The organism is Halocynthiibacter namhaensis, assembly GCF_000812685.1.
Lineage (GTDB): Bacteria > Pseudomonadota > Alphaproteobacteria > Rhodobacterales > Rhodobacteraceae > Halocynthiibacter > Halocynthiibacter namhaensis.
This window is the reverse complement of sequence record NZ_JWIF01000012.1, coordinates 78,514-97,064: the sequence shown is the minus strand read 5'-3', so window position 1 is coordinate 97,064 and position 18,551 is coordinate 78,514. Positions and strand designations below refer to the sequence as shown.

The 18,551-nt window shown below is 52.9% G+C and carries 21 protein-coding genes and 1 pseudogene; 15 read left to right on the top strand and 7 right to left on the bottom strand.

What is annotated here, in order from left to right; translation table 11 throughout:
• The first annotated feature begins 5 nt into the window (after window positions 1-5).
• The 6 genes from RJ38_RS01970 to RJ38_RS19450 all read left to right on the top strand — a co-directional run bounded on the left by RJ38_RS01970 (window position 6) and on the right by RJ38_RS19450 (window position 5,085).
• Window positions 6-863: an ABC transporter permease gene (locus RJ38_RS01970; RefSeq protein ID WP_039017234.1), complete on the top strand. Its 858-nt coding sequence runs from the start codon at window positions 6-8 to the stop codon at window positions 861-863.
• Window positions 860-1,834 carry an ABC transporter ATP-binding protein gene (locus RJ38_RS01965; RefSeq protein WP_039017233.1) on the top strand — a complete coding sequence of 325 codons (975 nt, stop codon included), beginning with the start codon at window positions 860-862 and terminating at the stop codon, window positions 1,832-1,834. The genes RJ38_RS01970 and RJ38_RS01965 overlap by 4 nt, the downstream gene beginning before the upstream one ends.
• Window positions 1,831-2,754: an ABC transporter ATP-binding protein gene (locus tag RJ38_RS01960; protein WP_039017232.1), complete on the top strand. Its 924-nt coding sequence runs from the start codon at window positions 1,831-1,833 to the stop codon at window positions 2,752-2,754. Before RJ38_RS01965 ends, RJ38_RS01960 begins: the two co-directional genes overlap by 4 nt.
• A gap of 26 nt (window positions 2,755-2,780) precedes the next feature.
• Window positions 2,781-4,397 carry an amidohydrolase gene (locus tag RJ38_RS01955; RefSeq protein ID WP_238321624.1) on the top strand — a complete coding sequence of 539 codons (1,617 nt, stop codon included), beginning with the start codon at window positions 2,781-2,783 and terminating at the stop codon, window positions 4,395-4,397.
• A gap of 197 nt (window positions 4,398-4,594) precedes the next feature.
• Window positions 4,595-4,852, top strand: coding sequence for a hypothetical protein (locus RJ38_RS01950; RefSeq protein ID WP_039017230.1), 258 nt, complete (start codon window positions 4,595-4,597; stop codon window positions 4,850-4,852).
• A gap of 5 nt (window positions 4,853-4,857) precedes the next feature.
• Entirely contained in the window at window positions 4,858-5,085 is a 228-nt protein-coding gene (locus tag RJ38_RS19450; protein WP_420319405.1) for a TraB/GumN family protein, read from the top strand.
• Here the strand turns inward: RJ38_RS19450 and RJ38_RS01945 are convergent.
• Window positions 4,980-5,666 carry a DUF2161 domain-containing phosphodiesterase gene (locus RJ38_RS01945; RefSeq protein WP_039017229.1) on the bottom strand — a complete coding sequence of 229 codons (687 nt, stop codon included), beginning with the start codon at window positions 5,664-5,666 and terminating at the stop codon, window positions 4,980-4,982. The two genes, RJ38_RS19450 and RJ38_RS01945, sit on opposite strands and share 106 nt — an antisense overlap.
• A gap of 425 nt (window positions 5,667-6,091) precedes the next feature.
• Between RJ38_RS01945 and RJ38_RS01940 the strand changes: the two genes are divergently transcribed.
• Window positions 6,092-6,457, top strand: a complete 366-nt coding sequence (locus RJ38_RS01940; protein ID WP_039017228.1) for an MmcQ/YjbR family DNA-binding protein — start codon at window positions 6,092-6,094, stop codon at window positions 6,455-6,457.
• A gap of 399 nt (window positions 6,458-6,856) precedes the next feature.
• Here the strand turns inward: RJ38_RS01940 and RJ38_RS01935 are convergent, their stop codons facing one another.
• Window positions 6,857-7,399: a hypothetical protein gene (locus tag RJ38_RS01935; protein ID WP_039017227.1), complete on the bottom strand. Its 543-nt coding sequence runs from the start codon at window positions 7,397-7,399 to the stop codon at window positions 6,857-6,859.
• A gap of 185 nt (window positions 7,400-7,584) precedes the next feature.
• Here RJ38_RS01935 and RJ38_RS01930 point away from each other — a divergent pair, with 185 nt between their 5' ends.
• The 6 genes from RJ38_RS01930 to RJ38_RS01905 all read left to right on the top strand — a co-directional run bounded on the left by RJ38_RS01930 (window position 7,585) and on the right by RJ38_RS01905 (window position 12,533).
• Entirely contained in the window at window positions 7,585-8,505 is a 921-nt protein-coding gene (locus RJ38_RS01930; protein ID WP_039017271.1) for a manganese-dependent inorganic pyrophosphatase, read from the top strand.
• A gap of 78 nt (window positions 8,506-8,583) precedes the next feature.
• A complete protein-coding gene (locus tag RJ38_RS01925) occupies window positions 8,584-9,459 on the top strand; it encodes a TIGR01459 family HAD-type hydrolase (protein ID WP_039017226.1) in 876 nt (291 codons plus the stop codon).
• 132 nt (window positions 9,460-9,591) lie between these two features.
• A complete protein-coding gene (locus RJ38_RS01920) occupies window positions 9,592-10,032 on the top strand; it encodes a MaoC family dehydratase (protein WP_039017270.1) in 441 nt (146 codons plus the stop codon).
• A gap of 64 nt (window positions 10,033-10,096) precedes the next feature.
• The gene (locus tag RJ38_RS01915; protein ID WP_039017225.1) at window positions 10,097-11,038 is read left to right on the top strand and encodes a bifunctional riboflavin kinase/FAD synthetase; all 942 of its coding nucleotides are present in this window, start codon (window positions 10,097-10,099) and stop codon (window positions 11,036-11,038) included.
• Entirely contained in the window at window positions 11,035-11,484 is a 450-nt protein-coding gene (locus RJ38_RS01910; RefSeq protein WP_039017224.1) for a YcgN family cysteine cluster protein, read from the top strand. Before RJ38_RS01915 ends, RJ38_RS01910 begins: the two co-directional genes overlap by 4 nt.
• A complete protein-coding gene (locus tag RJ38_RS01905) occupies window positions 11,484-12,533 on the top strand; it encodes a threonine aldolase family protein (RefSeq protein ID WP_039017223.1) in 1,050 nt (349 codons plus the stop codon). Before RJ38_RS01910 ends, RJ38_RS01905 begins: the two co-directional genes overlap by 1 nt.
• Here the strand turns inward: RJ38_RS01905 and RJ38_RS01900 are convergent, their stop codons facing one another.
• On the bottom strand, window positions 12,534-13,328 hold the full coding sequence (locus RJ38_RS01900) for an alpha/beta fold hydrolase (protein WP_039017222.1): 795 nt from the start codon (window positions 13,326-13,328) through the stop codon (window positions 12,534-12,536).
• Between the two features lie 35 nt (window positions 13,329-13,363).
• Window positions 13,364-13,963, bottom strand: a complete 600-nt coding sequence (locus tag RJ38_RS01895) for a 2-hydroxychromene-2-carboxylate isomerase (protein ID WP_039017221.1) — start codon at window positions 13,961-13,963, stop codon at window positions 13,364-13,366.
• A gap of 126 nt (window positions 13,964-14,089) precedes the next feature.
• Between RJ38_RS01895 and RJ38_RS01890 the strand changes: the two genes are divergently transcribed.
• Window positions 14,090-15,112: a ribose-phosphate pyrophosphokinase gene (locus tag RJ38_RS01890; RefSeq protein ID WP_039017220.1), complete on the top strand. Its 1,023-nt coding sequence runs from the start codon at window positions 14,090-14,092 to the stop codon at window positions 15,110-15,112.
• A 141-nt stretch (window positions 15,113-15,253) separates the two neighbouring features.
• Window positions 15,254-16,201, top strand: a complete 948-nt coding sequence (locus RJ38_RS01885) for a capsular polysaccharide export protein, LipB/KpsS family (RefSeq protein ID WP_039017219.1) — start codon at window positions 15,254-15,256, stop codon at window positions 16,199-16,201.
• Between the two features lie 13 nt (window positions 16,202-16,214).
• On the opposite strand, the gene RJ38_RS01880 is transcribed toward RJ38_RS01885, so the two are convergent.
• From RJ38_RS01880 to atpD, 3 genes and pseudogenes are all read right to left on the bottom strand, one after another.
• The gene (locus tag RJ38_RS01880; RefSeq protein WP_039017218.1) at window positions 16,215-16,565 is read right to left on the bottom strand and encodes an H-type lectin domain-containing protein; all 351 of its coding nucleotides are present in this window, start codon (window positions 16,563-16,565) and stop codon (window positions 16,215-16,217) included.
• Window positions 16,566-16,704: 139 nt separating this feature from the next.
• Entirely contained in the window at window positions 16,705-17,109 is a 405-nt protein-coding gene (locus RJ38_RS01875) for a F0F1 ATP synthase subunit epsilon (RefSeq protein ID WP_039017217.1), read from the bottom strand.
• A 12-nt stretch (window positions 17,110-17,121) separates the two neighbouring features.
• Window positions 17,122-18,545: pseudogene (gene atpD / locus RJ38_RS01870) on the bottom strand (F0F1 ATP synthase subunit beta).
• Window positions 18,546-18,551: the final 6 nt, after the last annotated feature.

Genomic DNA, 18,551 nt, shown 5'->3' with positions numbered 1-18,551 from the left:
AAACCATGTCAAAACCCCGTTCCGAACTTAGTATTATCCTGCGTGGCGTCGCAAAAGATCCCCTGGGTCTGATTGGTTTGATCATTGTGGGCACGATTGTCGTCAGCGCGATTTTTGCCGCCTGGATCGTGCCCTATGACCCCATTGGAATGAATATCCCTGATCGCATGCAAGGCCCGTCCTGGTCCCATTGGCTGGGCACGGACAACCTTGGGCGTGACACGCTTTCGCGCGTGATCATGGGGGGGCAGGTCGCGTTGAAAGTTGCCTTGCCTGCGGTTTTTGGCGCGATGGCGATTGGTCTGACATTGGGAATGATCGCAGGCTATGGGCCAAAATGGCTGGATAACCTCTTGATGTTATTCTTTGATACCCTGCGATCCTTTCCGACCGTCATGTTTGCATTGGCCGTTGTTGCCCTCGTGGGGCCAAGCCTGCAAACCGTTGTTTTGGTGGTGATGGCCACGTCCATTCCGACCTATGGGCGGGTGGCGCGCACGCAAACCCTGACCCTGCGCAACAGTGAATTCATCCTGGCGGAACGCGCGATGGGCGCCAGCATGGCGCGCATTCTTGGGGTGCATATGTTGCCCAACATCATCGGCGTTCTTGGGGTGCTTGCCGCGATGGATGTGCCCACCGTGATCGCCCTTGAAGCGGGTCTGTCCTTTCTGGGCCTTGGTGTGAAACCGCCGACACCCAGCTGGGGCGCGTTGCTGAAAGATGGCTATGCGCTGATCCGTCAAACCCCCTGGCTTGTGGTCGGTGGCGGCTTGCCCATTATCCTTGCCACCCTTGGGTTCACCTTTCTGGGGGAAAGCCTGCGCGATGTGGTTGATCCAAAGCTGAGGAAAAACAGATGAGCGATACATTGTTAGAGATCGACAATCTCAGTGTGGATTACGAAACCGAACGGGGTGATCTGAAGGCTTTGCGCGACATCAGTTTTGATGTGCAAAAAGGCGAAATCGTTGGCATCGTTGGCGAAAGCGGATGCGGGAAATCGACGTTGATTTCATCCATCCTACGCCTCACCGCCCCCAACACCCGGTTTCGCCACGGCGAAGTGCGCTTTAAGGGCGACGACATCCTGACCAAAACAGAACGTCAGATGCGTGACCTGCGGGGTTCTGATATTTCGATTGTATTTCAAGACCCTATGCAGACCCATAACCCGGTTTTGTCCATCGGACGGCAGTTGGTGGACATTCAACATCGCTCAAACGCCACAAAAGCGCAGAAGCTGGATATCGCGGCGAAGATGCTTGCCGCGGTGGGCATTCCTGACCCGCAAGCGCGCCTAAAGCAATATCCGCATGAGTTCTCAGGCGGGATGCGACAACGTATTGCGATGGCGTTGATGTCTGAACCGGATTTGTTGATTGCGGATGAACCGACTACCGCGCTTGATGCCACGCTGGAAGTGCAGATCATTGAACGTTTGAAAGAGCTGCAAAGCGAGATGAACTGCGCCATCCTGTTCATTTCGAATCATCTTGGTGTGATCGCAGAACTTTGTGATCGTGTGGTCGTGATGTATGCAGGGGCCGTCGTGGAAAGCGGCGATGTCCGTGAGATTTTTCATGACCCCAAACACCCCTATACACGTCGCCTGATCGAATGTGATCCCGGTCATATCAAAACCCGCGCGCGCATCCTGCCGACCATTCCGGGCGAAGTGCCTGATCTGGTAAACCTGCCGGATGGCTGCATTTTCCGCGACCGCTGCGAACAGGCTACCGAGCGATGCCACCAGGTGCCCGCCCTTGAAAAACTGAAAGACGGGCATTTTGCCGCCTGCTGGCTTAATCACCCTGAGGAGGCCACGGCATGAGCGCGATTTTGGAGGTAAAAGACCTGCGAACCAACTACGGCAGTGTCAATGTTCTGGCGGGCGTCAGCTTTTCGGTTCAGCCGGGGGAAACCTACGCCATGGTCGGGGAAAGCGGATCTGGCAAAACCACGGTTATCCGCGCGATTGCCGGCCTTGCGCCGGCACAGGCGGGTTCCGTGAAATTTGACGGCCAGGAAATTCGCGGCCTGTCTGAACGTGCCATGCGGCCCTTGCGCAAAGACATCGCGATGATGTTTCAGGATCCAATTGGGTCGCTCTCGCCGCGTGTCACCGTGCGCAATCTGATCACTGAACCCTATCGTATCCAGGGGATGAAAGATAAGGACATAGATTCCGAGGCCAAACGCTTGCTGGCTTTGGTCAATCTGCCTGCCCATTTTGCGGATCGTTATCCTTATCAATTGTCTGGCGGCCAAGCCCGTCGCGTGGGCGTTGCGCGCGCCCTGGCGCTTGAGCCGAAACTGATCCTCGCGGATGAGCCAACCGCCGGGCTTGATGTGTCTGTGCAGGGAGAATTATTAAACCTTTTGAACGACTTGCGTGATCGCCTAGGCCTGTCCATGGTGATTATCACCCACAACCTGAATGTTGTGCGCCACATCGCAGATCGCATGGGCATTCTTTACCTTGGACGGCTTGTCGAAGAAGGCAGCACAGAGGCGATCTTTGATGAACCCCGCCACCCCTATACGCATTGTTTGCTGTCCGCCAATCCTGAGCCCGACCCGGATGCCCAGCTGGAACGTATCGCCCTGAAAGGCGAACCGCCCAGCCTTCTGAAGCGCCCAAGCGGTTGCGAATTTCGCGAACGTTGCCCTGTGGCCTCGGACATTTGCCTTCAAACCCCAAAATGGGAAGTAAACAACGATCACGGCCTGCGTTGCCTGACCCCTCGTTAATATCGGAATACAGCATGACTTCTGCAATGACCCTTTATTTTAACGGTGTGATCCTTTCTATGGATGCCACCAATTCCACCCCCGAAGCCGTGCTGACACAGGGCGAACACATTCTTGCGATCGGCAGTGAAGCGGAATTGCGTCAGAAAATGGATCAAGACACCCGCGAACATGATTTACAAGGCAAAACAATGCTGCCCGCCTTTATTGACCCGCATGGCCACTTCCCGGATCCGGGGTTTATCAAGCTGTTTCGCGTTGATCTGTCCTCGGCCCCGCGCGGTGATTGTGCCGATATTCCACAAGCGATTGAACGTCTGAAAGCACGCGCCGCGCGCACCCCTGTTGGCGAATGGGTGATGGGCGTGTCCTTTGACAATACCGCCATCGCTGAGGGGCGTATGCCCACCCGAGCTGAGCTGGATCAGGTCTCAAATGATCATCCGGTTTGGGTCATCCATGCCTCTGGTCACAATGGCACGGCGAACTCTATGGCGCTGAAATTACAGGGAATTACCGATGATACCCCCGATCCCCTTGGCGGCAGATACGGGCGCGATCCGGAAACCGGTGTTCTGAGCGGGCTGATTGAAGGCATCGCCGCGATGGGCCCGATGGGGGACACGGATTTTCTGATTGATCGCAAGAAATTCTGGCAGGGTTTTGACGCCACGCGTGACGAATATCTGGACCATGGTGTGACCTATGCGCAGAACGCCTGGGCCACCCGTGAGATGCTGGAACATTTCGCAAGCCTGCCCGCAGATCAGGACCCCGGCATCGATCTTATGTTGTTGCCGATTGGTGAAATGGAACCGGATCTGACCCAAGGTGACAACCCACTGAAATGGCCCGGAAACCCACATTTCACTTTGGGTCCACGCAAGCTGTTCACCGATGGCGCATTTCAATTGCAAACCGCGTTTCTGTCTAAAGATTACTACCAACCCATCGATGAAAACGCCCCACGTGGTATGCCTTATACCGATATTGGAGAACACCACAAACAGGTGAAAAAACTCCATGACATGGGCTTTCAGATCCATTGTCATTGCAACGGTGATGCCGGCGCTGAAATCTTTATCGACGCTGTGGAAGCCGCCTTACAGGACACTCCTCGACAAGATCACCGCCATACATTGATCCACGGTCAGGTGCTGCGCGATGATCAACTCAAGCGCATGGCGCGCCTTGGTATGACGGTCAGCTTTTTCTCAGCTCACATCCATTTCTGGGGCGACCGCCATTATGAAAACTTCCTTGGTCCTGAACGCGCAGAAAATATCTCGCCCGCTGCATCGGCCGAGAGATTCGGCGTACGCTACACGTTGCACAATGACGCGGCCGTCACGCCAACTCGCCCCATTCATCTGGCCCATTGCGCGGTCAATCGCGTAACTGCATCCGGACGCACGCTTGGTGAAAACCAAAAGATATCCGTGCTCTCTGCACTGCGCGCCCAAACCATCGAAGCTGCGTGGCAGGTTTTTCAGGAAGACACACGTGGTTCTATCGAAATAGGGAAAGTTGCAGACTTTGCAATTTTGTCAAGAGACCCTCGTGATGATGTCGCCAGCCTGAAGGAGATAAGCGTCGTGACGACAATTCGCAAAGGGAGGTGCGTCGGCCCAAATCAAGGGTGAGCTCCCTCTCGCTGCGCTTCTATCGACCTGTATTGCGGACACCGAATCTCACTTGCTCCTAGTGCATTTTTACTGGCGAGATCGTAACGTTCACGCCATGATTGCCCTAGGAAATACGGAACGGTTTGGATCGCCGCGTCATGACACATGCGCCGGACGTGGGCGTCTAGACACATGCCTTAAAAAAGGTCGAAGACGTGCAGAACCTGCTAGCAGGCGATCCCATTGCTAAGCAGATTGAGGACCTCAAACTGGACATATTAATCTATGAGGTTGATCGCGGCAGCGATGCGCAATTCACCACGGTGAAACACGCCTGTTTTCGCGGTGAACATCGCCTGCTGTGGGAATATGCCTTGATGGGCGCACGTGATCATCTCAACGCCCCCGCCAAACGTGAAGAGATGATCGCCGAACTTGAAACTGAGTTGCTGGCAGATCGTAATCTTGCCTGAAGGAAGTGCTTTTGCCTGCGGTCGAAAATGGGCGTTATTTGGTGGCCGTTGGGGCCGGGCATTTCTCGGGCGAGACCGGTGTTCTGAACCTATTGCAACAGAATGATTACAGTCTGACGCGGCTTGATCAATCAGATTGCACAGGGGCGACACCGCCCCACTGCGCAAGGCCTTCCACGCCTTTGGGGGTCAGCGCGTATATGCCCTTTTCGACCTTTTCAAACCAACCATAATGATCATTTCGCATGATGGTGGTCGCGGTGGGCGCGCCAGTTTCCTTGGCCACGATCGCGCCCTTGCTTGGCCCGTTTTCCGTAAGATAGGTCGCGCAGCGCAGGGCATCTTGGCGATAGGCGGTCATCAACCCCTTGCGCGTTGAACCGCCCTTATTTGGGTCGCCAACCCGGCGTTGAAATTCACGTAACAGACGTTGTTTACGTTGCTTCGACTTAACGGGTTTATAGGGGGCGGGATCAAGCAGGACCTCGGCAAAACCATCGCGTAGACGCACCAGGATCAGACCAAGACCGAGGCGACGACAGAGCGACGTGTTGTCTTTGAGATTGCGTTGAAACGCCTTCCCTGTCTGGCACGGTACAGCGATGTAAACCAGATCAGTGACTTTCAAACGTTCCACCCCTTGGTGAAACAACGCCAGCGAAAAACCAGTTTTGAGTTCAACAATCACGGGATCTTCCGCGCCGCGAAGGGCCATAACGTCAGCATCACCAATCTCGCCCTTGACTTCATAACCTTGGGCTTCAAGCAGGGTTTTGACGGGAACGTATAAATCTGTTTCGCGGGGTTTGGCCATGGGAGATCTAATCACGATAGGTTAATTTTGAAGAGGCTGATCACGGGAAAACAAAGCGCGTTGAGCCATAATAACAACGTATGTGCCATTGAATATGAATAGACCAGCCTGCTGACTTCGGTATCAAAACCGTTCATCGATAGAAAGTAAGCGCCATCTACGGAATGGCCGCTAACAGCATCACCACCTATAGAAAATGCAATCACCCAAAAAGATATAAAGTTCATAACAAAGAGGGTGATAAATCGCATTTTGGTCATGTGTAGTTTTTAAAGATTAGCGAAAGAAAGGCAAGTTACGGCTGCCTAACTGTCTTGGCATTTCGTGCTGTTGGGCCTGTTGCCGCCATCCATTGCTTTAAATCAGTGACTGAGGCATCCTTTTAACATACCCAAACTGACCTGATTATTCTGCGGAAGATGAATATGGATCAAAACGCCTTTAACGCTTTTTGCGGCTCTCTCAGCCACACCACCCATGTGGTGCAATGGGGGAATGCGGATGTTTGGAAGGTCGGCGGCAAGCTGTTTGCGATTGGCGGCCATAATAAAGGCACCGGGCAATATAGTGTTACGTTTAAGGTCTCGGACATGGGATTTGAGATCCTGCCCGATATGCCCGGCGTTCGGCCCGCCCCTTACCTAGCATCGCGCGGGATGAAATGGGTGCAACATTATGATCTGCCCGGCCTGTCTGACGCGGAATTGCAGAACCATATTCGTGCGTCTTATGAGATGATCCGTGACAAGTTAACCAAGAAACTAAAACGCGAGTTGGGGTTTGATGCCTGATCACCCCCATCTTTGATAAATCGCACTTAGGGCGAGGGCGAACAGGCCAAACTGAACCGTCAGATAGCCGCTTTCCTTGATGATAAAGCTCTGCCTTTGACAGCTTTGGGCTCACAACAGGGGCAAAGGCCTCGGATATGCAGAAGACTAATCCATCAATGCGCGAAGCGTGTCCCCTGCCCCGGTGGTTAAGACGTCCATCAGGCCGAGTGTCGGCGGAGATTCAGCCAAAGACGCTGGTTTTGAAGACTGGGTTAGTGAAGCACGGCGCGCACACTGAAGCCGAAGTGTTTTCGATGCATGCCCCCATCGGAACCATCGCTTGGCACGAGGCAAGATCGACCGTGCTGACGGTGAGATTCTAACTGCAACGTCATCCAAAGCACCAAGGCTTGCCTATCACTGCAGATAACAACAGCCAGCATATCCATCCCGTTTCGTGGAATAAACAACCGAAATATTGCTGCTGAATCCCGCTTCATCTTCCAGCATGTAGGAACAAATATTGGCCTGATCATAACGGGAGTTGCCGGTTTCTATAACCCCCGAAACCAGTGCGTCACCAGATCGGAACATCAGCCGCGAAGGGTAGGACTTAATAGGAAGATAGCGGATCTCTGGCAGATCAACAGACACTTGCGCCGATGTCTCGATCCGCCCACCTCTATCACCTAGATACAGCTGATGAAACGGTTCGTAACCTTCGCAGAACAGTTGCAGCCTTCCCGTCCTCAGGAGTTCGGGCAGAAAGTCAGCAAAAAGTGGCTGGCGTTCCTCATGAAACAACTGACCGTCAGTTCTGATCAGATGAAATGCATGTTCATCCCTATCATAAACCTCGAAATGCGTTGAGTTGATCCGCCCAGTGGGGATCTGATCCGCGATGGCGGCTGAGGCAAAAAGAGCCAAGGCAGCTGGAAGCACACAAATATAAAACATCATTCTCACACATCACGAACTGACACCTCACCCACATAACAGAATGCGGTGCATGACAAAATCCCCCCCCGTGGCCAATTGTCCACCTGCAGCGCAAACATAGCGGCCTTGCACTTGATGCAGGTGACAAGCGTACAGACCCTGCGTATAAGGCGGCAAAATCTATCCCTCTAAGCATGGACATTCTGATGACCGTAAAAGTTTTTGGCCATAAGGCCCCCGATACTGATTCCACCGGCTGCGCCATTATCCAGGCTTGGTATATGAACGAAGTTCTGGGCGTTGCTGCTGAACCTCGCCTGCTGGGCACACCAAACACCGAAGCCGCATTTGTTGTGGAAAAATGGGGCTTTGATACCCCTGCTTTGTTGACTGACGTCGAAGATGGTGAAGCCGTTGTGATCGTTGACACCAACAACCCGGCTGAACTTCCAGCCAATATCAACAACGCGAATATCCTTCAGATCATTGACCACCACGCGCTGGTTGGTGGCTTGACCACCAAAGGCCCGATCGACATCACCATCCGTCCGCTGGCCTGTGCCGCGACTGTGATTTATGACCTTATGGGTGATGATGCAGCGAAAATGCCCGACAATATCAAAGGTGTGATGCTGTCATGTATCCTGTCTGACACGCTTGAATTCCGTTCCCCAACCACCACGGACCACGACAAAGCTTTGGCTTTGAAATTGGCGTCCGAATTGAACATCGACCTCGGCCAATACGCCAGCGAAATGTTCGAAGCAAAATCAGACGTTTCCGAATTCTCAGACGCTGAACTGTTGCGCATGGACAGTAAAGAATACGCCGTGGACGGCACCAAATTCCGCGTGTCCGTGTTGGAAACAACCGCGCCAAAAATGATCTTGGATCGCAAAGCATCCCTGATCGAAACCATGACCACAGTTGCGACTGAGGATGGCGTTGACCAGGTTCTGCTGTTCGTTGTCGACATTCTGAACGAAGAAGCAACCATGCTGATCCCCAACGCCTTGACCAAAACAGTGGCCGAGAAAAGCTTTGGCGCAACAGTTGACGGCGACGCGGTTGTATTGCCCGGCGTTATGAGCCGCAAAAAACAGATCATCCCTAATCTGGCTGTCTGAGACTTGCGCACTCCGCGCTAATCTGATTTCTGCAAAGGGCCCTGATTGTGGGGCCCTTTTCTTTTGGGAACACATGCCATGACACAGATCATCGAACACTTGTCCGAAATTTCGCACCAATATGATGCGCTGTTCGTCGACCTTTGGGGCTGCGTTCATAACGGGATAACCCCCTTCCCCGCCGCGATCGCCGCATTGCAGCAATATCGCGCGAATGGCGGCAAAGTGGTTTTGGTGACCAATTCGCCACGTCCCCATGCCTCTGTGGAAATTCAGTTGGACCAAATCGGCGTGCCACGCGATGCTTGGGATACGATGGCGACATCCGGCGACTCTGCGCGCGCGGCGATGCATCTGGGTGCTGTGGGCGAGAAGATCTATTTCATTGGCGATGGCGAGGTTGACATGGGGTTCTTCGATCACATGTCTATCATCGACAATCCGTTGGATATTCAACAAGTGCCTCTGGCGGACGCCGAAGGCATTGTCTGCACAGGGCCATTTGATCCATTTGCAGACCCGTCGGTCTATCGCGCGGATTTCTTAATGGCGAAACAAATGGGTCTGAAGCTGCTCTGCGCCAACCCAGATATCGTTGTGGATCGGGGCGAAAAACGGGAATGGTGCGCGGGCGCCCTAGCGCAATTGTATACGGAGATGGGGGGCGAAAGTCTCTATTTCGGCAAACCGCACCCCCCGATCTATGATCTTGCCCGACGTCGTCTGGCAGCGCTTGATGTTGATATTCCTGATGATAAAATCCTAGCGATTGGCGATGGCATCATCACCGATGTGGCTGGTGGCGTTGGTGAAAATATTGACGTTCTATTTATCTCTGGTGGCCTGGCCGCGCTGGAAACTGCGACAAAACATCAGCCGAACGAAGCCCTATTGAACGCTTGGTTGAAGGACCAAGATCACCATCCGACCTATACCATCGGCTTCCTCCGTTAGAACCCATCACGCAACCAAATTACAAAATTCATAAATCCAGCGACACAAAGTTACCTCAGTGATTGATTTCAATTCCATGCAAAGCTATGCTGCACTGCAGTATAAGTCAGGAATCAGATCAGGATGGCTAAGATGTTGGACAGCACACCACAGCGCGGGACGATCTTCATTGAGGATCTGGAAATTGGCACGCATCGTCACTTGACCAAAGTGGTGACGAATGAGGACATTCAGATGTTTGCGGAGGTCTCAACCGATCGTAACCCAGTGCATCTGGATGATGAATACGCAGCGGGCACCATGTTCAAGGGCCGCATCGCACATGGCATGCTGACCGCTGGGTTAATCTCTGCGGTTATCGGGGAACAGTTGCCCGGGCATGGCACAATCTACCTGTCCCAAAGCCTGAAATTCATGGGCCCCGTGCGTCCGGGGGATGAGGTCCGCACAGATGTGATCGTGACCGACATCAACCGCGAAAAGCGCAAAGTCACCATGGAAACCAAATGCGTGGTAAACGGGAAACCCGTATTACTGGGCGAAGCCGTGGTTCTTGCGCCCTCTCGCGCATAAAAACCCTTGGCGCCCCTCTGCTAAGCCCCTTGCATAGACCGGTTTCACGGGCTAGGCCCATGGCATGAAAATCATCCGCGATACCAGCTTTATGGCCAGTGAAGACGGCGGCGCTGCCGTTGCGATTGGCAACTTTGACGGCGTGCACTTGGGGCACCAGGCCGTGATTGACCTGACCCGTTCTGAGGCGACCCGTCTTGGATGCCCGCTTGGCGTCATGACCTTCGAACCCCACCCCCGTCAGTTTTTTGCGCCAGATGCGCCCCCCTTTCGTTTGATGAATGATCAGGCCCGGGCCAATCGGCTAGAAAAGGTCGGCGTCGAACGCCTATATGAGCTGAACTTCGGTGCAGCTTTGGCCGAGTTATCCGCAGAAGAGTTCGCCCGTGACATCATCAAAGGCGCGTTAAACTTGCGTCATGTGGTGGTTGGGGCCGATTTCTGCTTCGGCAAAGGCCGCAGTGGAAATGTCGCCGACTTACAACGGTTTGGGACGGATTTTGACTTTGGCGTAACCGTTGTTGAACTGGTAAAAGACGCGAAAAGTGAATTTTCATCGACCAACATCCGCCAAGCTTTGACCGATGGTCGCCCCGGCGACGCTGCCCGCATGTTGGGCCATTGGCACCGTATGGAAGGTGAGGTCATTCGCGGCGATCAGCGCGGTCGCGATCTTGGTTTTCCCACAGCGAATATGTCGATCAATGGGCTGCACCCGCCAAAATTTGGTGTCTATGCAGTGGAAGTGGACGTCATCGACGGTCCCCACGCGGGGCAATACATCGGCGCCGCCAGCATGGGTGTACGCCCGATGTTTGGGGAAAACCTGCCGAACCTTGAGACCTTTATTTTCGACTTCAAGGGCGATCTATACGGAACGAACCTGTCGGTTGCTTTGGTTGAATATCTACGCCCAGAGGAAAAATTCGACAGTCTCGACGCATTGATCACACAGATGGATGCGGATTGTGCCAAGGCGCGCGACATTTTGCAGGCCCAGCCATGAGTTTACGTCCGAAATTTTGGGAAAAATACGCCTTCGACAAGTTAACCCCACAAGAATGGGAAGCCCTTTGTGATGGCTGTGGGAAATGTTGTTTAAACAAGCTCGAAGATGAAGACAGCGGCGTTGTGGTCTTCACCCGCGTGGCGTGCCGTTTGCTAGATGATGAAACTTGTAGATGTTCGCAATATGAAATTCGCCGTCAATTTGTGCCAGAATGTATTGTTTTAACGCCTAAAACCTTGCCTGATGTGTCATACTTCATGCCACATAGCTGTGCTTATCGGCGCATGCATGAAGGGCGCGGGCTTGCAGATTGGCACCCCTTGGTGTCTGGTGATGCCGACAGTGTACATAAGGCCGGTATTTCGATGCAGGGCCAGACGGTGCCAGAATTTGAAGTTCCTGAGGAAGAATGGGAACACTATCTAATTGAGGAGCAACTCTGATGTATTTCGCCTCTGATAATGCAGGCCCTGTGCACCCCAATGTGATGGCCGCCCTTGAAGCTGCAAACCAGAATTACGCCATGCCCTACGGCGCAGACCGCATCAACGAAGAGGTCGTGAAACGCATCCGCGCGATGTTTGATGCCCCCGAAGCCGCAGTTTATTTGGTGGCGACGGGAACGGCCGCGAATTCGATCGCATTGGCGACCCTGTCCAACCCCTGGGAAACCGTCTTTTGCAGCCCGATGGCACATATCCAGGAAGACGAATGTAACGCGCCAGAATTTTACATGGGTGGCGGGAAGCTGACCTTGGTTCCAGCGATTGATGCGAAGATGACACCCGACGCCTTGCGCAAGTCTATTACAGCCGAAGAAGTGCGCGGCGTACACGGGCCACAGCGCGGCCCAATTTCGATCACACAAGTCACCGAACGCGGTACAGTCTATTCAGTCGGCGAAATCAAGGCGCTGACGGCGGTGGCGAAAGAATATGACTTGCCCGTGCATTTGGATGGCGCGCGCTTTACCAACGCGCTGGTGTCTTTGGGTTGCAGCCCAGCCGAAATGACTTGGAAAGCCGGCGTGGATGCAGTCAGTTTTGGCGGCACAAAGAACGGTTTGATGGGTGTGGAAGCTGTCATTTTCTTCGACCCCAAGCACGCCTGGGAGTTCGAGTTGCGCCGCAAACGTGGGGCGCATCTGTTTTCCAAGCATCGCTATCTTTCAGCACAAATGATGGCCTATTTGGCGAATGATCTTTGGGTGGAATTGGCGACATCAGCGAACACCAATGCCGCTCGTTTGGCGAGTGGGTTGCGACAATGTCCCGACGTTCGGTTTGACTTCCACCCTGATGCCAACATTGTTTTTGCAAGTTTCCCCCGCTCCGCCCACAAGCGCCTGCACGACGCAGGCGCCATCTATTATGTCTGGGAAGGCACGCTGGAAGGCGATGACCCTGATGAGATGCTGACCGCACGCATGGTCTGTGACTGGTCTATCAGCGACGATTATATTGATCGCTTTGTGGCGCTTGTGAAAGGCTGATCAGATATTCAGAAATTGGCGAAGCAAGCCGCCAATCTCTTCTGGATGGGTAATGGGCGCCATATGCCCTGCCCCGGCGACCACTTGCTCTTGAATACCAAAAGCGCATTCAAGGCGTTGGTGAATTAAGGTGATATCATTAGGCGAATGTTCGCCCCTGATAATCTGCACTGGACAGCTTAGACTGCGAAGGCGATCCGGGGTGAAATGCCCATCTTCGTCGAAATAGATCGTCGGCCAGCTCGCGGGAATCAAGCGGATGCATTGCGTGATATATGCGCGTTGGCTTTCTGGTAGATCTTCCCAGATCAGGCCATTTCCCCAGATCTGGGTAAATTGCCGTGCTGCCTCTTCGCGTCGCCCGTCGTCAATCAGTGCTTTAAGCGGTTGTGCCAAAGCGTAAGACGCTTGGTACGCCGCAGTGCCTTTCAAGGTGCAAAACAGAACCGGCTCAATCAGGGTTAAGCTGCGCACGCGTGTCGGCTTCTCAAGCGCCAAACGCAACGCGACAGTACCACCGAAGGAATGGCCAACCAAGTCAACGGGTTCATCGCCTGTTGGCAGTGCCTCTGCAGCGTATTGCGTGGCCTGATCATGTAAGGCACGTGTCTCATCCCAAGCAGGTGATCTGCCATGCCCGGGATGATCTGTGGCAACCATATGTAGATCATCTACCAACAATCCGGCCAGGCCCTTCCAGGCTCCCGAATGGGCGTTCCCGCAATGCAGTAACAGCGCTTCGCGGCTGTTTCCGACACCCCATTCACGCCAATATGCATCTGCCTGTAAAGTCATTGGTCGGACCCCAAGTTGGTTTCCGACCCGTGATGTCAGAGTTTCCCGGCGAGGTGAAGGTCGAGGTCCGTCAGTTTGTCATGTCCCCAGAATAACGTCCCGTCATCTACCACATAAAACGGTGCACCAAAGACGCCAGCCTCAACGGCTTCCTCTAGATTGCGCGCATAGGTTTCCGCGCCGGCAAGAAGACCGGTATCCGCAAGCGCAGCGCCAAAGCCGGCGCCCTCGAGGCAGGCTTTGATCACGCCTTCATCCGCCACGTTCTTTTCACCCGACCAACAGGCCGCCAAGACGGAATGCACCAATTTCCCCAAGTCCCCGCCCCCGGCATTTTGCGCCGCGATAATCGCGTAAGATGATGGGGCCATGTTGGTCGGGAAATGCGCGGGTTGTTGGTTCATATCCACACCCGCCTTTTTCGCGGCGCGCTGCAACTCCTGCGCGCGATAGCCCATGCGATTTGGGTGACGATCCTTTGGCGCAACGCCACCGGTACGCGCAAACAACGCCATAATGTCCAGCGGCTTATACGTGATCGTCGCGCCGTGGCTTTGGGCGATTCTTTCAAGCTCAAGCCCGGCGAGATAGGTGAAGGGGGAAATTGTCGCAAGATAATAGTCTATATGGGCCATTTCGGCACTCTCTCCTGTTTGAACACGCAGATTGCGCGGTCTTTTCTTTATTTGAACCTACCTGGATGGTAAGCGGTGTCACGTCACGATTCTGTTACGCTCTGCGCCAACCCCCAGGACCTCATCATGCCGACACCTTCCGAGCCAAAACTAATCTCAGGTAACGCCAACCAGACTCTCGCAAAAGCGGTCTCTCGGCGCATCTCAATGCACCGCGGCATGAACATCGATCTGCTCGATGCCCGTGTTGAGCGCTTTAACGACGGCGAGATCTTCGTCGAAGTCTACGAAAATGTTCGCGGCGAGGATATGTATATTATCCAGCCCACGTCAAACCCTGCAAATGACAACCTGATGGAACTGTTGATCATTGCAGATGCCCTGCGCCGGTCTTCTGCGGATCGTATCACGGCCGTAATCCCCTATTTCGGGTACGCACGCCAAGATCGCCGTGCCAAGGCCCGCACGCCAATCACTGCGAAACTAGTGGCCAATATGTTGGTCGAAGCTGGTGTTGAACGCATTCTAACCCTCGATCTGCACGCCACACAGATACAAGGCTTCTTCGATATTCCCGTGGACAACCTTTATGCCTCGCCCATCTATGCGCTGGACGTAAAGCACCACTTTAAAGACCAGATGGACGAGATCATGGTTGTGTCCCCCGACGTTGGTGGTGTGGCCCGTGCACGTGATCTGGCGCAGCGTATCGGCGCCCCTTTGTCCATTGTTGACAAACGCCGTGGCAAGCCAGGTGAAGTTGCGGAAATGACTGTGATTGGTGACGTGAAAGACAAAGTCTGCCTGATCATCGACGACATCGTTGATACGGCTGGCACGCTTTGTAAAGCGGCTCAGGTACTGATGGAAAATGGCGCAAAGGAAGTTCATTCCTACATCACCCACGGTGTGCTCTCTGGCCCGGCTGTGGACCGGATTTCCAAATCTGTGATGAAGAACCTCGTGATCACAGACACAATCGAAGCCACCGATGCCGTCAAAGCTGCACCAAATATCCGTATCGTACCAACCGCACCGATGTTTGCCCAAGCAATCATCAACACTGCCAGCGGTACATCTGTGTCATCGCTGTTTGACCACAAAGCCTTGGGCCCGATTTATGAAGGCCTTTATTCTTCCGAAGAATAAACTTGTGCAAACCACGACTTCAAGGCCGGCATATGAAAATATGTTGGCCTTTTTTGTGGTCGATTTTACAAGCTTATCTTGACTTTACCTCATAAAATCCCTGTTTAATGGCCAAGGGGTATTTCCCAAATGAGACATAACATGCGCAATGAAATTTTCTTTCATTCCCCACGCCGATCACTTGGCGGGCGTTTAGATTACCGCCTGATCCCCTTTTCCGACCGTCTGCGTCAGGCATTGGTTGAGATCAAAGTGCCGCACCAATTTATTGATCGTGATGATTTCTCACTGCGCAACGCAGCCGGGAAAAACCACATTACATTTCACACAAACAAATCAGACCCCAAATACATCAATTGGAAAGACGGCTATTTGGACGATTACCATTACTTCGATCCCTCCGGCTTCTCAGGGTATTCCGCAATTGTAGATCAGCGGTTTTCGCCAGACCAAGTTGACAGAAAGATGGCAGAACGTTTTTATGACGACCTGTCAGAGAAATATATCGCAACCGGTCGCACCAAATGGGACCCTTTGGGTCTGGCATACAAGGCTTCGCAAGTGCCGAAAATACCCGCTGGATCTATCGTTGTGTTTTTACAAGTCCACAATGATGTGACCATGAAACTTGCCTATACATCCAATGAAAAAATGATTGCGGCCACCCTAAGAAATCGAAATGGCCGTGCGGTTTACATCAAACGTCATCCAAAATGCTCGTCAATCGAGGTCACCGCCATGTTGAAAAAATATGCTTGCGACAGGTCGGACGTATACATCACCCGAGGGCATGTCCATCATCTGGTTGAACAGGCAGGCTTGGTTGTGTGCATGAATTCAGGCGCAGGATTTGAAGCTTTGCTGCAATGCGTTCCCGTGGTGACTTTTGCAAAATCTGACTATCACCACGTCAGTTTCACCGTGCGCAACATTGAGATGGCCGACTCTGTTTTTTCCAAAGTACAGACCAAGGAAATGCGGATCAAAAAATACCTATATTGGTATTTGAAGCAGAAGATGGTCTCGCCTTTGGATGAAAACTTCACCGAAAAAATTGCCGACACCATGGCTAAGCAAGGTTGGCTGTAACGCGCTTGGCGCGTTAGTACAGTTCCCAATCGTCTTGATGCTCGAGTGGGCCAATGGCCAACCAAGAGGCACGAATACGAGCAACGCGTGAGTCGCTCCATGTGCGGAAAACCAACTCGAAGCCAGTGGTCGTCACGTTTTCGGCCTGAAGATCACCACGCATGTTGCTGTGCTTGTCGATATCCCACATGGACATGCTGACTTGCACCACGGGAATTCTTGAAAAAGGTTCTGAAAACGCAACCGCTCGGCGGCTTTGGCGTTGTCCTTTGCCTTTCCACATTTCACCGTCGTGCTCGAAATCAGAGAACATGACCTGTTCCCCATTTTCGACGCCGACCAAATTATGTCCCATTTTTAACATCAATGGATCCTGATACCTAATTACAGTTAATTTCTTAGAACAAAAGAAATGGTTAGAAAACGATAAAAGCTCCGCCATGTGGCGGAGCTTTTATAATTTTCGTCGATCCAGGCGAAATGTCAACCTAAAGCTGATCCACTTAAGCAGATAGCCCTAGTTGCGCACCCATTGCGATCAAATCATTCAAACGTTTGTCCGCAGTGTCACGTGATGATTCTGTTGCAGAATCACGCGCTTCACCAGCTTCAGTCACAAGCGCTGCAAGCAGTTCTTGTGTCATCTCAGACGCAGGCACAGCCTGTTCCGCCAGCACAGAAGTTGCACCAGCAGACACTTCGGCAAAGCCACCTGTTACGGCGAATTCCAACGTCTCACCACCGCCAAGCACCTTTAGGATGCCTGGACGGATTGTTGTGATCAGCGGGGCGTGATCGGCCATAGCTGTGAGGTCGCCCTCGGTGCCCGGAATGTGGACCTCGGTCACTTGCAGTGACGCGAGGCTTTTTTCCGGCGAGACCAGATCAAATTGCATTGTATCGGCCATCAGGCACCCTCCTTAAGCAGCGTCAGCCGCCATTTTTTCGGCTTTAGCGATCACTTCGTCGATGCCGCCAACCATGTAGAAGGCGCCCTCTGGAAGGTGATCGTATTCACCAGCTACAACAGCTTTGAACGACGCGATTGTGTCTTCCAGTTTCACCTGTTTGCCGTCTGCGCCAGTAAATACTTTCGCAACGTCAAATGGTTGAGACAAGAAACGTTCAATCTTACGCGCACGGGCCACTGCCAGTTTATCTTCTTCAGACAGCTCGTCCATGCCAAGAATCGCGATGATATCTTGCAGGGATTTGTAACGCTGAAGGATCTGCTGAACGTCGGTGGCAACTTTATAGTGCTCTTCACCAATGATCAGTGGGTCCAGAAGACGTGATGTGGAACCAAGTGGGTCCACAGCTGGGTAGATGCCTTTTTCAGAGATGGAACGATCCAAAACTGTGGTCGCATCCAAGTGAGCAAAAGACGTCGCAGGTGCAGGGTCGGTAAGGTCATCCGCAGGAACGTAAACGGCCTGAACGGACGTAATAGAACCTGATTTAGTGGATGAAATCCGTTCCTGCATCGCACCCATGTCAGTTGCGAGTGTTGGCTGATAGCCCACAGCGGAAGGAATACGACCCAGAAGTGCGGACACCTCAGAACCAGCCTGTGTAAAGCGGAAGATGTTGTCCACGAAGAACAGAACGTCTGAACCGGATTCGTCACGGATTGCTCAGCCAAGGTCAGACCTGACAGCGCAACACGCATACGCGCACCGGGAGGCTCGTTCATTTGGCCGTAAACCAGCGCAATTTTTGATTTCTCAAGGTCATCAGGAACGATAACACCAGATTCAATCATCTCGTGGTAAAGGTCATTCCCTTCACGTGTACGCTCACCAACACCCGCGAATACGGATACACCAGAGTGCACCTTCGCGATGTTGTTGATCAATTCCATGATGAGAACGGTTTTACCCACACCCGCACCACCGAAGAGACCAATTTTACCACCTTTGGTGTAAGGGGCGAGAAGGTCGATAACTTTAATACCTGTGGTCAGGATTTCAGTTTCGGTGGACTGTTCGTCAAACGCAGGTGCGTCGCCGTGAATCGCACGTGTTTCTTTGGTGTTCACAGGGCCTTTTTCGTCAACCGGATCACCGGTAACGTTCAGGATGCGACCCAAAGTTGCCGTTCCAACTGGAACAGAAATTGGGGAACCTGTGTCTTCAACCGCTGCGCCGCGAACAAGACCTTCGGTCCCGTCCATCGCAATGGTACGAACAGTGTTTTCGCCAAGGTGCTGGGCAACTTCCAGAACCAGTTTCTTACCGTTGTTAGTGGTGTTCAGCGCGTTGAGGATGGCCGGAAGGTCATCTTCAAACTGAACATCTACAACAGCGCCAATCACCTGAGTGATTTTGCCTTTTGCATTTGCCATGTCGTC

Excerpts from the sequence above, each read along its gene's own strand:
- RJ38_RS01885 (WP_039017219.1), top strand. The coding sequence starts at position 15,254 with ATGCGCAATGAAATTTTCTTTCATTCCCCACGCCGATCACTTGGCGGG.
- RJ38_RS01875 (WP_039017217.1), bottom strand. The coding sequence starts at position 17,109 with ATGGCCGATACAATGCAATTTGATCTGGTCTCGCCGGAAAAAAGCCTC.
- RJ38_RS01900 (WP_039017222.1), bottom strand. The coding sequence starts at position 13,328 with ATGACTTTACAGGCAGATGCATATTGGCGTGAATGGGGTGTCGGAAAC.
- RJ38_RS01890 (WP_039017220.1), top strand. The coding sequence starts at position 14,090 with ATGCCGACACCTTCCGAGCCAAAACTAATCTCAGGTAACGCCAACCAG.
- RJ38_RS01930 (WP_039017271.1), top strand. The coding sequence starts at position 7,585 with ATGACCGTAAAAGTTTTTGGCCATAAGGCCCCCGATACTGATTCCACC.
- RJ38_RS01915 (WP_039017225.1), top strand. The coding sequence starts at position 10,097 with ATGAAAATCATCCGCGATACCAGCTTTATGGCCAGTGAAGACGGCGGC.
- RJ38_RS01965 (WP_039017233.1), top strand. The coding sequence starts at position 860 with ATGAGCGATACATTGTTAGAGATCGACAATCTCAGTGTGGATTACGAA.
- RJ38_RS01925 (WP_039017226.1), top strand. The coding sequence starts at position 8,584 with ATGACACAGATCATCGAACACTTGTCCGAAATTTCGCACCAATATGAT.
- RJ38_RS01955 (WP_238321624.1), top strand. The coding sequence starts at position 2,781 with ATGACCCTTTATTTTAACGGTGTGATCCTTTCTATGGATGCCACCAAT.
- RJ38_RS01905 (WP_039017223.1), top strand. The coding sequence starts at position 11,484 with ATGTATTTCGCCTCTGATAATGCAGGCCCTGTGCACCCCAATGTGATG.
- RJ38_RS01960 (WP_039017232.1), top strand. The coding sequence starts at position 1,831 with ATGAGCGCGATTTTGGAGGTAAAAGACCTGCGAACCAACTACGGCAGT.
- RJ38_RS01945 (WP_039017229.1), bottom strand. The coding sequence starts at position 5,666 with ATGGCCAAACCCCGCGAAACAGATTTATACGTTCCCGTCAAAACCCTG.
- RJ38_RS01940 (WP_039017228.1), top strand. The coding sequence starts at position 6,092 with ATGGATCAAAACGCCTTTAACGCTTTTTGCGGCTCTCTCAGCCACACC.
- RJ38_RS01895 (WP_039017221.1), bottom strand. The coding sequence starts at position 13,963 with ATGGCCCATATAGACTATTATCTTGCGACAATTTCCCCCTTCACCTAT.
- RJ38_RS01910 (WP_039017224.1), top strand. The coding sequence starts at position 11,035 with ATGAGTTTACGTCCGAAATTTTGGGAAAAATACGCCTTCGACAAGTTA.
- RJ38_RS01935 (WP_039017227.1), bottom strand. The coding sequence starts at position 7,399 with ATGATGTTTTATATTTGTGTGCTTCCAGCTGCCTTGGCTCTTTTTGCC.
- RJ38_RS01880 (WP_039017218.1), bottom strand. The coding sequence starts at position 16,565 with ATGTTAAAAATGGGACATAATTTGGTCGGCGTCGAAAATGGGGAACAG.
- RJ38_RS01920 (WP_039017270.1), top strand. The coding sequence starts at position 9,592 with ATGTTGGACAGCACACCACAGCGCGGGACGATCTTCATTGAGGATCTG.
- RJ38_RS01970 (WP_039017234.1), top strand. The coding sequence starts at position 6 with ATGTCAAAACCCCGTTCCGAACTTAGTATTATCCTGCGTGGCGTCGCA.